We start from the raw sequence: 12,671 nt of genomic DNA, 5'->3' as shown, positions 1-12,671 counted from the left end.
AGAACAGCGGAGCAGAACGTGTCCGCTACGAGCCGGGAAGGTGCCGACGGTGTTCGCCTGTGTCTTGCTCATGACACTGACGGTCCTGATCCTGTACGTAGCGGGCCGCTGTCACCTGGCAGCGCTCGCCCCGGATTCGGTACGCAGGCCGCGATGAAGCCTCTCCACCACCCGAGGAGTCCGCATGGCAACATCGATCAACCGTCGCACCATTCTGGCCGCCGGCACGGGCGCCGCCGCCGGCCTGTCCCTGCCCGGCGTCGCCGCGTATGCCGACGACCATGCGACCACCAGCGCGAGATTCACCTTGAACGCCCAGGTGCTCGACGGTGGCGAACAGGTCACCTCGATCACCCTCAACACCGCGCGGCTCGGCCCGATCGACCCGGCCAGTCTGACCACCGGCACCTTCACCGTGCACGCCAAGGCCACCAGCCCGATCCCCCTCGCCGTCGGCGACGTCATCTTCGGTGAGTACGACCTCGACCGGACGGTGACCGCCGTCCGGCTCGACCATCGCGGCAATATCGTCCTCGACCTGAGCCACGCCGAAGGCCAGACCGGCGGCAACACCCTCGGGTACGTCGCGGGCAGGGGCCGCAACGTCATGCTCGACCTCGCCTACACCATCACGCAGCACGCCCCGATCGCCTTACGTGATCACCGATCGATCACCATCGAGAACTTCGTTCAGGGCCGCAGGCTGTCGGACCCCGAGGTCGACGCGTTCAGCTCCCACGTCTCCGGGTCGGGAATGAAGTACCGGCTGTACTCGCCCACCGGCTCCCGCTCCTCCCGGCGAGGCAGGCACCCGCTGATCGTCTGGCTGCACGGCGGAGGTGAGGGCGCCTCACTCCCCGACAACTACTACGACAACGAGACCACGCTACGAGCCAACCGGGGCGCACTGGGCTTCGCCACCCCCCAGGCGCAACGCATCTTCAAGGGGGCCTACGTCCTCGCGCCGCAGAGCACCTCCGCCTGGATGCAGGACGGCCCCGGCTTTGCGCCACGCATTCACGAGATCATCGGCGATGTCGCCCGCAGGAACCGTATCGACCACGACCGGATCTACGTCGTCGGCTGCAGCAACGGCGGCTACATGACCATGAAGATGACCACGGCCTATCCCACCCTGTTCGCTGCTTCCGTGCCGATATGTGGCGTTGTCACGTCTTTCCCGCCTGGTGGTGACCCGCTGATCCCTGACGCCGAGTTGGAGAGGATCAGCACCCCGAGTTGGCTCGTCGCCTCCCGTGACGACACCACCGTGGATTCACAGGCCAACACCGCCCACGCGCACGACCTCATTCCAGGCTCACTGATGACGCTGTACGACCACGTCACCTGGAACGGCCACCAGTTCGCCGGCCACTGGTCGTGGATCTACGTCGCCCGCAATGACCCCAGTACCAACGGAACGCGCATCTGGCAGTGGATGGCCGCCCAGCACCGGTACTGACCGGCATCCCATCTTCGATGGCCGCCTCCAAGCGGCCCGTCAGTACCCCAACTACTCCCAGCTGCACCGCTCGTTCGACAGACGCCTCCACCGCCGCCTGAGCACGTAGCCTGGTACTTCCCCCGTATTGAGGGGGGGGGGAAGTACCGCTGAACACCCCCCAGTGGTGTACGACTTTGTCGTGCACCACTGCGTACAAACTTCTGTGCCCAGACCGCCCGCACCAGTGCGTGACACAGGCCACAGGAACTCCTCCCGTGTCGCGGAGAGAAGTGGTCGTGAAGGACTCAGAAGACGATGTGCGTCGCCGTGTGCGCGAGGGGGACCGAGAGGCGTTCGCCCTGCTGTACGAACGGTTCGCCCGCGCCGTCTACAACCACGGGCTGCGACTGACGGGCGACTGGTCGACAGCCGAAGAGATCATGTCCGAAACGTTCCTGACCGCGTGGCGGACCCGCGAGCGGGTGCAGGAGGACGGAGGCTCCCTGCTGCCCTGGCTGCTGGGCATCGCCACCCACAAGGCGGACAACGCCCGCCGGGGAGTACGCAGACGGCAGTTGTTCCTGGCGCGTCAACCGCAGCCACGTGTGGAGGAGGACTTCGCACCTCGGGCGATCGGGCGCATCGACGACGCACGGTACTTGCGTGCCGTGCAGACCGCGCTGGGACGGCTGCGGCGCCAGGAGCGGGAGGTATTGGCCCTGTGCGTGTGGTCCGGCCTGGACTACCAGCAGACGGCCGAGGCGCTGGGCATCGCCGTCGGAACAGTACGGTCCCGCCTTTCGCGTGCCCGCAAGAAACTCGCCCACCTCGCGGAAGAAGACCGGGAACCACCGACCGCCCGCGGAGAGATGACAAGTGAGGCCGCGATCGCGGCCCTGCCCGTACGGGAGGAGCTCACATGAACGACGACACCACCGGCGCTTCCTCGGAGCGGCACGGCGACCGCGAGGAGATCGCGCGCCGGCTCCCGGCCCCGGCTGACTGGGACCTTCCGCGCGAGCAGCACCTTCGTCACAGGGACCTTCTGATGCACCACATCGACCACGACCAGGCCGCCCGCACCCGGCCGGCCCGCCGACTGCTGCGGCCCGCGGTCCTGGCGCCGGCGACCGCTCTGGCGCTGGCCTGCGCGGTGACCGCGGGAATTGCGCTGACCGGCGGTGACCCGGCGCCCACCCGCACCGAAGCGCACCGCGCGGCCACGGACATGCAGCCCGCCGCCGCGCTCCTGGACCGGATCTCCGACGCCACGGAGACGCGCACCGGCCTCACGGTGCGCGACGACCAGTTCGTCTACACCAGGGAGAAGACCCGTGGAGCCGACCTGACCAGCGGAAAGGCGGTCCTCGGCCCGCTGATGGACCGTGAGGTGTGGGCCGCCGAGGATCCGGCGCCCCTGCGGAAGCTCGGCCTGATCCGGGAGGGCGGTGAGACGTTCCCCATCAACGCCGAACTCGGGGACACCGAGGGCACACCAGCAGGTATCAACCGGCCCACCTACCGCTGGCTCAGCTCGCTGCCCAGCGCGCCCGACAAGCTGCTGACCTATCTGTACGCCAAGACTCCGCAGGCCGATGGACGGGAACGCGACCAGGCGGTGTTCGAGCAGATCGGATCCTTGCTCGGCGGAGTGATGCCGCCCCGTACGGCCGCGGCCCTCTACCGGGCCGCGGCGAAGATCCCGGGTGTCACCCCGGCTCCTGAGGCCCGCGACGCGATCGGTCGCAAGGGCCTCGGTATCGCCCGCGACGACACGCGCTACGGCATCCGGACCGAGTGGGTCTTCGACGAGAAGGACTTCGCCTTCCTGGGCTCCCGCAGCTACCTGACCAAGGACGTCTCATACGGAAAAGCCGGGACCCTGCTGTCCAGCACGGCCGAGCTGGAACACGCCGTCGTCGACGAAGCCGGCCGACAGCCCACCGACGCGGAACGGACAGAGGGGAAGCGCCAAAGCTGACCGCCTTGAGCGGTGCTGTGCCGCGGGCCGCAGCACCGCCCAGGGTGCCCGACCGAGCTGGCCGTGCGCCGGTTCACGTACCTCAACCCGCACTGTCCAGCGGTTTCGTTCGAGTACGGCCGCCAGTGGCGTGGTGGGGACGTGGGGGAAGGCACTGACCGGCACCGTGCCCTCTACGTCCTCCAGAAGGCCGAGCTTGCCGGTTGCCGACCTCGTTACGATCCGGGTCCCACCGTCAGCCGGCGGGGAAATAGTGGCCGTTGTCCAAGTCGGCGAGCAGGCCGGGCTGGGCGGGTTCCCAGCCGAGGGTCCGGCGGGTGATGCGGTTGGACGTCGGGTAGCTCTGCGTGACGATGTTCGTGAGGACTCCGAAGTACCCCGGCGTCGTCAAGGCATCGTTGGGGACGCTCACGGCGGGCAGGCCCAGGCGGCCGGCGATGGCCTCGGCGATGTCGCGGAACGGGATTCCCCCGTCCTCGACCGCGTGCCAGTACCTGCCGGCCGGCCCCTTCTCCAGCGCCAGTCGGAACAGGGAGGCGGCATCGCGGATGTGCACGGCGTTCCACAGGTTCGTGCCGTCCCCGGGGTAGCCGACGAACCCCTTCTCCTTCGCGAGCGCGATCAGCGTGGGGAGGAAGCCGACACGATCGGTCGTGCTGTGCGCGATGTTGGCGATGCGCACGACCGAAGACCGCACCCCCTGCTCGGCGAGGTCGACCACGGCCCTTTCCGTGACGTTGCGGACCCGCAGGGTGCCTTTGTGCTCATCACCGGCGGGGAGGGCCGGGTCCTCCTCGGTGACTGGTCGCCCAAGGTTCCCGGGCGAACCAATGCTTCCCGCCGTGACCAGAGGCTTTCCGGTTCCCGCGAGTGCCTCTCCGTACGCGAACATGATCGGGAGCTCCGCAGCGGCCACGGCGTCCATCCCGCCAGAGGGAAGCAGATCCTGCCTGTGGGCGACGTGGATGACACCGTCGGAACCCGAGGCTGCCTCCTTGAGCCCGTCAAGATCCTGGAGGTCGCCGCGACGTACCTTCACGCCGAGCGCGGACAGGGCCGCCGCGGAAGCGTCCGACCGGGCCAGGCCGGTGACCTCGTGCCCGGCGGCGATGAGTTCGGGGATGATGTACGAACCGGAATGACCGGTCCCTCCAGCGACGAATACGCGCATCTGACTGTCCTTGTGAGGGTAGGTGCAGGGTCTTTTCGTGCCGCAAGTGAACTGGCGTAATGCGGCACGAGAGGTGGCGGTAAGGGCGTGCTCAGTCGAGAAGGGTGATGCCGAGGGAGAAATCGGCGTGCTTGACGGAGTGGTTCATCAAGCCCAGCTCCAGCAGGCCGACATTCTCCAGAGCCCGCGCCATGAACAGTTTCCCGATGTCCCAGGGGCGCAGCCCCAGGCTCTCGACGAACTCCGACACGGGTGCCTTCACCGGCGCGTCGTCACCGGCGATGAACACGTCCAGAGGGCGGTCCTCGGCCGGGCCGGCCGCCAAGACGCGGGAGAACACAGTGTTGAACGCCTTGACGACATGCGCGTCGTCGGGAGCTGCCTTGGCGATCTCCTGTGCGCCGGAACTGTCGTCGGGGACGACGAAGCCCTGCAGGTCGGGGGCTACGGGGTTGGTGACGTCAATGATGATCTTGCCGCGCAGCGCGTCTCCGTACTCCCTCACCACCGCTGCCGCGCCGGCGTACGGCGTGGCGAGGACAACGATGTCCCCCCTTGGGGCAGCGCCGGCCGTCCCGACAGTGGCGCCGCCCAGCGCAGCGGCCAGTTCCTCGGCCTTGCCCTGGTCGCGGCCGATGATCTCGACGGCGTTGCCGCCGGCGAGCGCCCGGCCGGCCACAGCACGAGCCATGTTTCCCAGTCCGATAATGCTGATACTGCTCATCGATATTCCTGCTTTCCGGGCCTGGCCCTGCGGTTCACTTCCAGTGCCGAATTCTTGGAGCGAATTCAATTCGGCGTTCTGAAGTGCCTGTATTTATGTTGCCATTGGGTCTGAGTAGGTGTCCAAGACCCCTTTAAGGCCTGGTGATACCTTGAAGGCATCACCAGGCTGGGGGAACCAATGGATCTGGATCTACGCAAACTGCGTTACTTCGTCGCCGTGGCCGACCAGTTGCATTTTGGCCGCGCAGCCGATGAGCTCCATATCGCGCAGCCGGTGCTCAGCCGGCAGATCCGCGCGCTCGAGCAGGATCTCGGCGCCTCGCTGTTCACCAGGGATCGCCACGGCGTAGAGCTGACGGATGCGGGGCGGCAACTGCTGGCCGACGCCGGTCCGCTGCTCGCCTCCACCCACGCGGTCCGCCGCCGGGTGTCCGCGGCCGCCCGCGGCAAGCGGCGGCTGATGGTCGGTTTCCGGGCCGGCATTGCCGTCACCCCGGCGGCCCGTGCCTTCGAGGACCGGCACCCGGACGTGGTCGTGGACGTGCAGCGGATCGAAGGGGACGAGCAGGCTGCGATGCTGCTCGACGGCCGCATCGACGTCGGCTATGTGCGGCTACCCGTCGACGAGGCCGGCCTGCGCGTCACCCCGCTGTACACCGAGCCGCGGGTAGCGGTACTGCCCGCCGGCCACCGGTTTGCCGGCAAGGCGGAGGTCACCGAGGCCGACCTGACCAGCGAATCGCTGGTCTGGCACGGTGACCCAAGTACGCAGCCCACCAAGCGCCCGCTCCCCAACGCCGGGTATTCGGTGCGCGGGGTGGACGAGACGCTCGAGCATGTCGCGGCCGGACGGGGCATCTCCTTCCTGGCCCGTTCGGCGTCCGTGTTCTACTCGCATCCGGACATCGTCTATGTGCCCATCCCTGATCTGACGCCCGACCAGGTGTGCCTCGCGGTGTCGGCATCGCACATCTCGCCGGTAGTGGACGACTTCGTCTCCGCGGCTCGGTCGACGGCGGAGATCACGGCAGAATGCGGGAACTATGAGATGTGGCAGCTCGGAGGCGATGCCGTCTCAAGGCACGCTTGAGTAGTTCGACTGGCCCCCGTTCGTCATGCGCCGGAGAGCGAAATGGCCTGACGGAGTGGTGCTCGTTCAGGCGTCGTACGTGTGGAAGCCGCGACCGCTCTTGCGGCCGAGGTGGCCTGCGGCGACCATGCGGCGCAGGAGGGCGGGCGGTGCGTACAGCGGCTCCTTGAACTCCTCGTACATCGACTCGGCCACGGCCTGGGCGGTGTCGAGGCCGATGAGGTCGAGCAGGCGCAACGGCCCCATGGGGTGGGCGCATCCGAGTTCCATGCCCCGGTCGATGTCTTCCGGCTGTGCGGAGCCCGACTCCACCATCCGTACGGCGCTGAGCAGGTAGGGCACCAGGAGGGCGTTGACGACGAAGCCGGAGCGGTCGGGCGCCTGGATGGCCTGTTTGCCCAACTGCTCGGCGAAGCCCTGGGTGCGCCGCACGGTGTCCGCGCTGGTGGTGAGGGCGGGAATGAACTCGACCAACTGCTGTACGGGCACGGGGTTGAAGAAGTGCATGCCGATGACCTGTGCGGGACGCTCGGTGACGACGGCGAGGTCGACGATGGGGATCGATGAGGTGTTGGTCGCCAGGACCGCGGCAGGGTCCTCGACCGCCTTGTCCAGGGTGCGCAGGACGTCGGTCTTGATGTCGCGGTTCTCGGCGACGGCCTCGACGACGAACTGGCGGTCGGCCATGTCGCTGAGGTCATGGGTGAAGGAAAGCCTGGCGAGGGCCTGGTCGCGCTGCTCCTCGCCGAGCTTGCCACGCCGTACGCCTCGGTCGAGGGAGGCGGTGAGCCGGCGGCGGCCTGCCTCGAGCGCGTCCGGCGTGGCCTCGGCGACACGGACGTCGATGCCGTGGCGGGCAGCGACTTCGGCGATGCCGGAGCCCATGAGGCCGCATCCGACAACGCCGAGACGGGTTACGGGATCCATCTGAGGTCCTATCTGATGCGTCGCTGCGTGGTGGTGTCCGGGGCTGGGTCAGACGTTGCGGCGGTATTGGCCGCCCACCTCGAAGAAGGCGTCGGTGATCTGCTCGAGCGAGCAGACCCGGGTGGCGTCCATGAGGACGGCGAAGACGTTGCGGCCGCTTGTCGCCGCGTCCTTGAGCGCGGCCAGGGCCTCGTGGGCCTGGTCGCGGTGGCGGGTCTGGTGGTCCCGCACGCGCTCCAGCTGGGACTGCTTCTCCTCCTCGGTGGCCCGGGCGAGTGCCAGCTCCGGGGGCCTGCTGTCGCCGCCGGGGCGGAGGAAGGTGTTGACGCCGATGATGGGCAGAGTGCCGTCGTGCTTGCGCTGCTCGTACAGCATCGACTCGTCCTGGATACGGCCGCGCTGGTAGCCGGTCTCCATCGCGCCCAGCACACCTCCACGCTCGCTGATCCTCTCGAACTCGGCGAGCACCGCCTCCTCGACCAGGTCGGTGAGCTGGTCGATGACGAACGACCCCTGCAGTGGGTTCTCGTTCATCGCCAGGCCCCACTCGCGGTTGATGACGAGCTGGATCGCCAGCGCCCGCCGTACCGACTCCTCGGACGGGGTGGTGACGGCCTCGTCGTAGGCGTTGGTGTGCAGTGAGTTGGCGTTGTCGTAGATGGCTGTGAGGGCCTGCAGGGTGGTGCGGATGTCGTTGAAGTCCATCTCCTGGGCGTGCAGGGAGCGGCCGGAGGTCTGGACGTGGTACTTCAGCTTCTGCGAGCGCTCGCCCGCGCCGTACTTGTCCCTCATCGCGACGGCCCAGATACGGCGGGCGACCCGGCCGAGGACGGAGTACTCGGGGTCCATGCCGTTGGAGAAGAAGAACGACAGGTTCGGGGCGAAGTCGTCGATGTGCATGCCGCGGGCCAGGTAGGCCTCGACGTAGGTGAAGCCGTTGGCAAGGGTGAAGGCGAGCTGGCTGATGGGGTTGGCGCCGGCTTCGGCGATGTGGTAGCCGGAGATGGACACCGAATAGAAGTTGCGGACCTTGTGCGCGATGAACCATTCCTGGATGTCGGCCATCATCCGCAGGGAGAACTCGGTGGAGAACAGGCAGGTGTTCTGCCCTTGGTCCTCCTTGAGGATGTCGGCCTGCACGGTGCCGCGCACGCTCGCGAGTGCGCGGGCCCGCAGCCCTTCCGCCTCTTCCGGCGACGGGTCACGGCCCTCGGCGGCGCGGAACCCTTCCAGCTGCTGGTCGATGACGGTGTTGAGGAAGAACGCCAGGATGGTCGGCGCGGGCCCGTTGATGGTCATGGAGACCGAGGTGGCGGGCGCGATCAGGTCGAAGCCGTCGTAGAGCGCCTTCATGTCCGCGAGTGTGGCCACCGACACTCCGGACGTGCCGACCTTGCCGTAAATGTCGGGGCGTTCGTCCGGGTCCCGGCCGTACAGGGTGACCGAGTCGAAGGCGGTGGACAGGCGGGTGGCCGGCTGGCCCTCGGAGAGCAGCTTGAAGCGCCGGTTGGTACGGAACGGATCGCCCTCACCGGCGAACATCCTCGCCGGGTCCTCACCGTCGCGCTTGAAGGGGAAGACCCCGGCCGTGAAGGGGAAGTAGCCGGGCAGGTTCTCCTCGCGCCAGAACCGCACCAGCTCCCCGTGGTCGGTGAAGCGGGGCAGGGCGACGCGGGGGATTCTGTGGCCGGACAGGGACTCGCGGGTCAGCGTGGTGCGGATCTCCTTGTCCCGGACCTTCACCACCTGCTCGTCTCCGGAGTAGGAGGCGATGACGGCGGGCCAGTTCTCGAGCTGCTCCGTGACCTGGGGCGGGAGCTGCTTGCGGGCGTCGTCGAGGAGCGACTGCACGTTCGCCGCGTCGGAGCCCGCCTCGACGAGCCCGTCCCTCGCCGTCTCCAGGTGCTGCACCCGCCTGACCGCGTCGGTGAGTTGCGCGGTTCCGGCGTGGTAGGCGCGGATCGTGTCGGTGATCTCGGCGAGGTAGCGCACCCGGCCTGCGGGGACCACCTGCCGGATGCCGGAGGAGTGGCGTACCCCGACCGGTGCCAGCGCGCCCTCGGACAGCGGCAGCCCCTTCTCGGCCAGGCCCGTCTTCAGGTGCTGGTAGAGCGCGGTGACACCGTCGTCGTTGAACGTCGCCGCCGACGTGCCGTACACCGGCATGTCCTCGGGCTTCATGCCGAAGGCCTCGCGGTTGCGGACCAGTTGGCGGCTGACGTCGCGCTGGGCGTCCTGGGCGCCGCGCCGCTCGAACTTGTTGATCGCCACGACGTCGGCGAAGTCGAGCATGTCGATCTTCTCCAGCTGCGAGGCGGCACCGAACTCCGGTGTCATCACGTAGAGAGAGGTGTCGACGAACGGCACGATCGCCGCGTCTCCCTGCCCGATGCCCGGCGTCTCCACGATCACGAGGTCGAACCCGGCGGCCTTGACCACGTCGATGACGTCGGACAGGTGCTCGGGCAGTTCACGGCTGCCGCGGGTGGCCAGGCTGCGGAAGAAGACCCGGCTCCCGTCGAGGGAGTTCATGCGGATCCGGTCACCGAGCAGCGCACCCCCGCCACGGCGACGGGTCGGGTCGACCGCGATCACCGCGATGCGTAGCTTGTCCTGCTGGTCGAGGCGGAAGCGGCGCACCAGCTCGTCGGTCAGTGACGACTTTCCGGAGCCGCCGGTGCCGGTGATGCCGAGCACCGGCGTGACCTGTGCCGCGGCGGCGGCTCGCAGCTGTTCCAGCAGGTCAGTGGGCAGCTTGCCGAGCTCCGCGCCGGTGATGGCGCGGGCGATCGCGAACCGGTCGCCGGCGAGCACGGCGGCCGCGTCGGCCGGTTTGCCGTCCCAGAGGTCGAAGTCGCAGTCCTTCACCACCGAGTTGACCATCCCGGCCAGGCCCATCCGCTGGCCGTCCTCGGGGGAGAAGATGGTCACCCCGCTCTCGCGCAGCCGGGTGATCTCCTCGGGTACGATCACGCCGCCTCCGCCGCCCACGACGCGGACGTGGTCGGCTCCCTGCGCGCGCAGCGACTCGACCAGGTACTCGAAGTACTCCACGTGCCCGCCCTGGTAGGAGGAGACCGCCACGCCGTGTGCGTCCTCCTCCAGCACCGCGTCCACGACCTCCCGCACCGATCGGTTGTGTCCGAGGTGGATCACCTCGGCGCCCTGGGACTGGAAGATGCGCCGCATGATGTTGATCGACGCGTCGTGCCCGTCGAACAGGGCCGAAGCGGTGACCAGGCGGACAGGGTGCACGGGTCGGTGCAGGTCGCTCATGGGGGCCTTCCCGGGCAGGGTGGGGTACAGGTGACAGAAGAGATACTAGGACGTCCTAGTAAATTATTGGAATGGGTTGCCGTCACAGATCGAGGACCAGCCGAGGTCCGCACGAGCGGGAGACGCAGATGAGCATGGTGTCGCCGGCGGCCCGCTCGTCCTCGGTGAGCAGCGAGTCGCGGTGGTCGGGCCTGCCGTCGAGTACGTCGGTCTCGCAGGTGCCGCACGTGCCCTCCCGGCAGGAGAAGTCGACGGCGACGCCGGCCTGCTCCACGGTTTCGAGGACCGAGCGGTCCGGCGGCACCGTGAGAGTGAGCCCGGAGCGGGCGAGCTCGAGCTCGAAGGTTTCGGCCGGGCCGGTCGCGGCCGCCTGTACCGGGGCGAACGGTTCGACGCCCTGCGTGCCGGAGGGCCAGTCACCGCAGTGTTCCTGCACCGCCTGAGCGCGGGCCGTGACAGCCGGATCGTTCGTCCGGCTGCCGGCGCGCAGACGCTAACCCCTGACGCGCACGTCAAGGGCAAGCGACGCGGACGCTCCGTTGACACCGTCCGCCCGACGTGTTTGCATCCCGCCATGCCGTTGTCGCAGCCCCTGACCCGCCGCCGCGCCGTGGACCTCGTCCGCGTCGCCGCCGCGCTGTGTCGGACGACCGGCTGATCGCTCGCTTCCTGACGTCCGCGGCAACTGCTTTGTGAAGCACGGCAGTTGGTCATGCCGTGACCGCACCACTCCCTCCCCACGCTGTTCCGCCCCTTCGTGACGAGGACGTGCCATGCCTTCGCCCACCCCCGCCGGCGACCGCTACGAAACCGACTACGACCGCCGCAGACTGCGCCAGTGGCTCGCCGGTGAGGCCAGGGCCGACGGGGTCACCCGCCGTCGGCTGCTCACCCTGCTTGCTGCCACCGCCGCCGGGACCGCAGTCGGCACCACGCGGCCCGCCCATGCTTCCGCAGGACCGATCGTCAAGCCTCTGCCGCCCGAATGGTTCATCCAACGCGGCACGAACGCCGAGACCCGCTGGGAGGCGCTGCGCACAACCGGCCACCACACCCCCAACGAGCGGTTCTTCGTGCGCAACCACACCGCCACCTCCGTCCTGGACGCTGCCGACTGGCGGCTGCGGCTGTGGGGGAGCGGGCTGCGTGGAGCCCCCGGCGAAGACGGGCCGGTGGAGTTCGGGTACGACGATCTGCGGGCCCTGCCGGTCGTCACCCGCACCGCCTTCGTCGAGTGCGCGGGTAACGGGCGTACCTACTACACGACCCAGCAGGGCGAGACGGTCACCGGCACGGCGTGGACTCTGGGAGCGATCGGCGTCGCACGTTGGCGCGGGGCACGCCTGTCCGATGTGCTGCGCAGGGCGGGGCTGTCCCCGTACGCAGTGGACGTGCAGCCGCGCGGGCTCGACGCCGAGTACGTCAGCGGAGGCGAGAGCCTGGGCCGGGTACGCCGTCCGCTGCCGCTGGCCAAGGCGTTGGACGACGTACTGCTCGCGTACGAGATGAACGGTGAGCCGCTACCGTACGACCACGGCTACCCGGTGCGGGTGCTGGTGCCGTCCTGGGTGGGGATCGCGTCGATCAAGTGGGTCGGCGACATCGAGGTGTCCGCGGAGCCGCTGTACTCGCCGTGGAACACCACCTTCTACCGGCTGTTCGGTTCTTCCTACCCCGAGGGCGGCAGTGCGCCGCTGACCCGGCAGACCACGAAGAGTGCTTTCGAGCTGGCGAGCGGGGCCACGTTCACGGCGGGCCACAGGCACGAACTGCACGGACGGTCGTGGTCGGGTGAGGGTGCCGTCACCCGGGTCGACGTCAGCACCGACAGCGGGACGAACTGGCGGCCTGCCCGTCTGCACGATCGGCCCCGCGCCGGCACCTGGACCCGTTGGTCCCTCGGCTGGCGGCCCGACACGCCGGGCGCCACCCACCTGCTGGTCCGCGCCACGGACACGGCAGGCCACACCCAGCCCGACACCGCCGTGCCCAACACCCAGGGCTATCTGTTCAACGGCGTGGTCCGTCACCCGGTGACCGTGGTGTGACGGACGGA

At 68.7% G+C, this 12,671-nt stretch carries 9 protein-coding genes and 1 pseudogene; 5 read left to right on the top strand and 5 right to left on the bottom strand.

From position 1 onward, the window contains the following. Positions 1-184: 184 nt before the first annotated feature. The 3 genes from KUF83_RS40050 (at position 185) to KUF83_RS40040 (ending at position 3,425) form a co-directional block, all read left to right on the top strand. Positions 185-1,462 carry a prolyl oligopeptidase family serine peptidase gene (locus tag KUF83_RS40050; protein ID WP_217460030.1) on the top strand — a complete coding sequence of 426 codons (1,278 nt, stop codon included), beginning with the start codon at positions 185-187 and terminating at the stop codon, positions 1,460-1,462. Positions 1,463-1,761: 299 nt separating this feature from the next. After that, positions 1,762-2,367 (top strand): RNA polymerase sigma factor, encoded by a 606-nt coding sequence (locus KUF83_RS40045; RefSeq protein ID WP_217460098.1) that lies wholly within the window; start codon positions 1,762-1,764, stop codon positions 2,365-2,367. After that, positions 2,364-3,425 carry a CU044_5270 family protein gene (locus KUF83_RS40040; RefSeq protein ID WP_217460029.1) on the top strand — a complete coding sequence of 354 codons (1,062 nt, stop codon included), beginning with the start codon at positions 2,364-2,366 and terminating at the stop codon, positions 3,423-3,425. The genes KUF83_RS40045 and KUF83_RS40040 overlap by 4 nt, the downstream gene beginning before the upstream one ends. A gap of 235 nt (positions 3,426-3,660) precedes the next feature. Here the strand turns inward: KUF83_RS40040 and KUF83_RS40035 are convergent, their stop codons facing one another. Continuing rightward, complete coding sequence (locus tag KUF83_RS40035) at positions 3,661-4,596, bottom strand: SDR family oxidoreductase (protein WP_217460028.1); 936 nt, start codon at positions 4,594-4,596, stop codon at positions 3,661-3,663. Between the two features lie 91 nt (positions 4,597-4,687). Then, on the bottom strand, positions 4,688-5,320 hold the full coding sequence (locus KUF83_RS40030; protein ID WP_217460027.1) for an NADPH-dependent F420 reductase: 633 nt from the start codon (positions 5,318-5,320) through the stop codon (positions 4,688-4,690). Between the two features lie 180 nt (positions 5,321-5,500). Here KUF83_RS40030 and KUF83_RS40025 point away from each other — a divergent pair, with 180 nt between their 5' ends. Further along, entirely contained in the window at positions 5,501-6,412 is a 912-nt protein-coding gene (locus tag KUF83_RS40025) for a LysR family transcriptional regulator (protein ID WP_217460026.1), read from the top strand. A gap of 66 nt (positions 6,413-6,478) precedes the next feature. Here the strand turns inward: KUF83_RS40025 and KUF83_RS40020 are convergent, their stop codons facing one another. From KUF83_RS40020 to KUF83_RS40010, 3 genes and pseudogenes are all read right to left on the bottom strand, one after another. Beyond that, positions 6,479-7,339, bottom strand: a complete 861-nt coding sequence (locus tag KUF83_RS40020; protein WP_217460025.1) for a 3-hydroxybutyryl-CoA dehydrogenase — start codon at positions 7,337-7,339, stop codon at positions 6,479-6,481. A 48-nt stretch (positions 7,340-7,387) separates the two neighbouring features. Next, positions 7,388-10,615: a fused isobutyryl-CoA mutase/GTPase IcmF gene (gene icmF / locus KUF83_RS40015; RefSeq protein WP_217460024.1), complete on the bottom strand. Its 3,228-nt coding sequence runs from the start codon at positions 10,613-10,615 to the stop codon at positions 7,388-7,390. An 82-nt stretch (positions 10,616-10,697) separates the two neighbouring features. Next, positions 10,698-11,057, bottom strand: a pseudogene (locus KUF83_RS40010) (2Fe-2S iron-sulfur cluster-binding protein); the annotation flags it as partial. Positions 11,058-11,388: 331 nt separating this feature from the next. On the opposite strand from KUF83_RS40010, the gene KUF83_RS40005 reads away from it, so the two are divergent. After that, positions 11,389-12,663 (top strand): sulfite oxidase, encoded by a 1,275-nt coding sequence (locus KUF83_RS40005; protein WP_217460023.1) that lies wholly within the window; start codon positions 11,389-11,391, stop codon positions 12,661-12,663. Positions 12,664-12,671: the final 8 nt, after the last annotated feature.

The organism is Streptomyces sp. BV286, assembly GCF_019090165.1.
GTDB lineage: Bacteria > Actinomycetota > Actinomycetes > Streptomycetales > Streptomycetaceae > Streptomyces.
The sequence above is the reverse complement of the archived record's forward strand: the minus strand, read 5'-3'. Positions and strand labels throughout refer to the sequence as shown.

Excerpts from the sequence above, each read along its gene's own strand:
- KUF83_RS40050 (WP_217460030.1), top strand. The coding sequence starts at position 185 with ATGGCAACATCGATCAACCGTCGCACCATTCTGGCCGCCGGCACGGGC.
- icmF (WP_217460024.1), bottom strand. The coding sequence starts at position 10,615 with ATGAGCGACCTGCACCGACCCGTGCACCCTGTCCGCCTGGTCACCGCT.
- KUF83_RS40005 (WP_217460023.1), top strand. The coding sequence starts at position 11,389 with ATGCCTTCGCCCACCCCCGCCGGCGACCGCTACGAAACCGACTACGAC.
- KUF83_RS40020 (WP_217460025.1), bottom strand. The coding sequence starts at position 7,339 with ATGGATCCCGTAACCCGTCTCGGCGTTGTCGGATGCGGCCTCATGGGC.
- KUF83_RS40025 (WP_217460026.1), top strand. The coding sequence starts at position 5,501 with ATGGATCTGGATCTACGCAAACTGCGTTACTTCGTCGCCGTGGCCGAC.
- KUF83_RS40030 (WP_217460027.1), bottom strand. The coding sequence starts at position 5,320 with ATGAGCAGTATCAGCATTATCGGACTGGGAAACATGGCTCGTGCTGTG.
- KUF83_RS40040 (WP_217460029.1), top strand. The coding sequence starts at position 2,364 with ATGAACGACGACACCACCGGCGCTTCCTCGGAGCGGCACGGCGACCGC.
- KUF83_RS40035 (WP_217460028.1), bottom strand. The coding sequence starts at position 4,596 with ATGCGCGTATTCGTCGCTGGAGGGACCGGTCATTCCGGTTCGTACATC.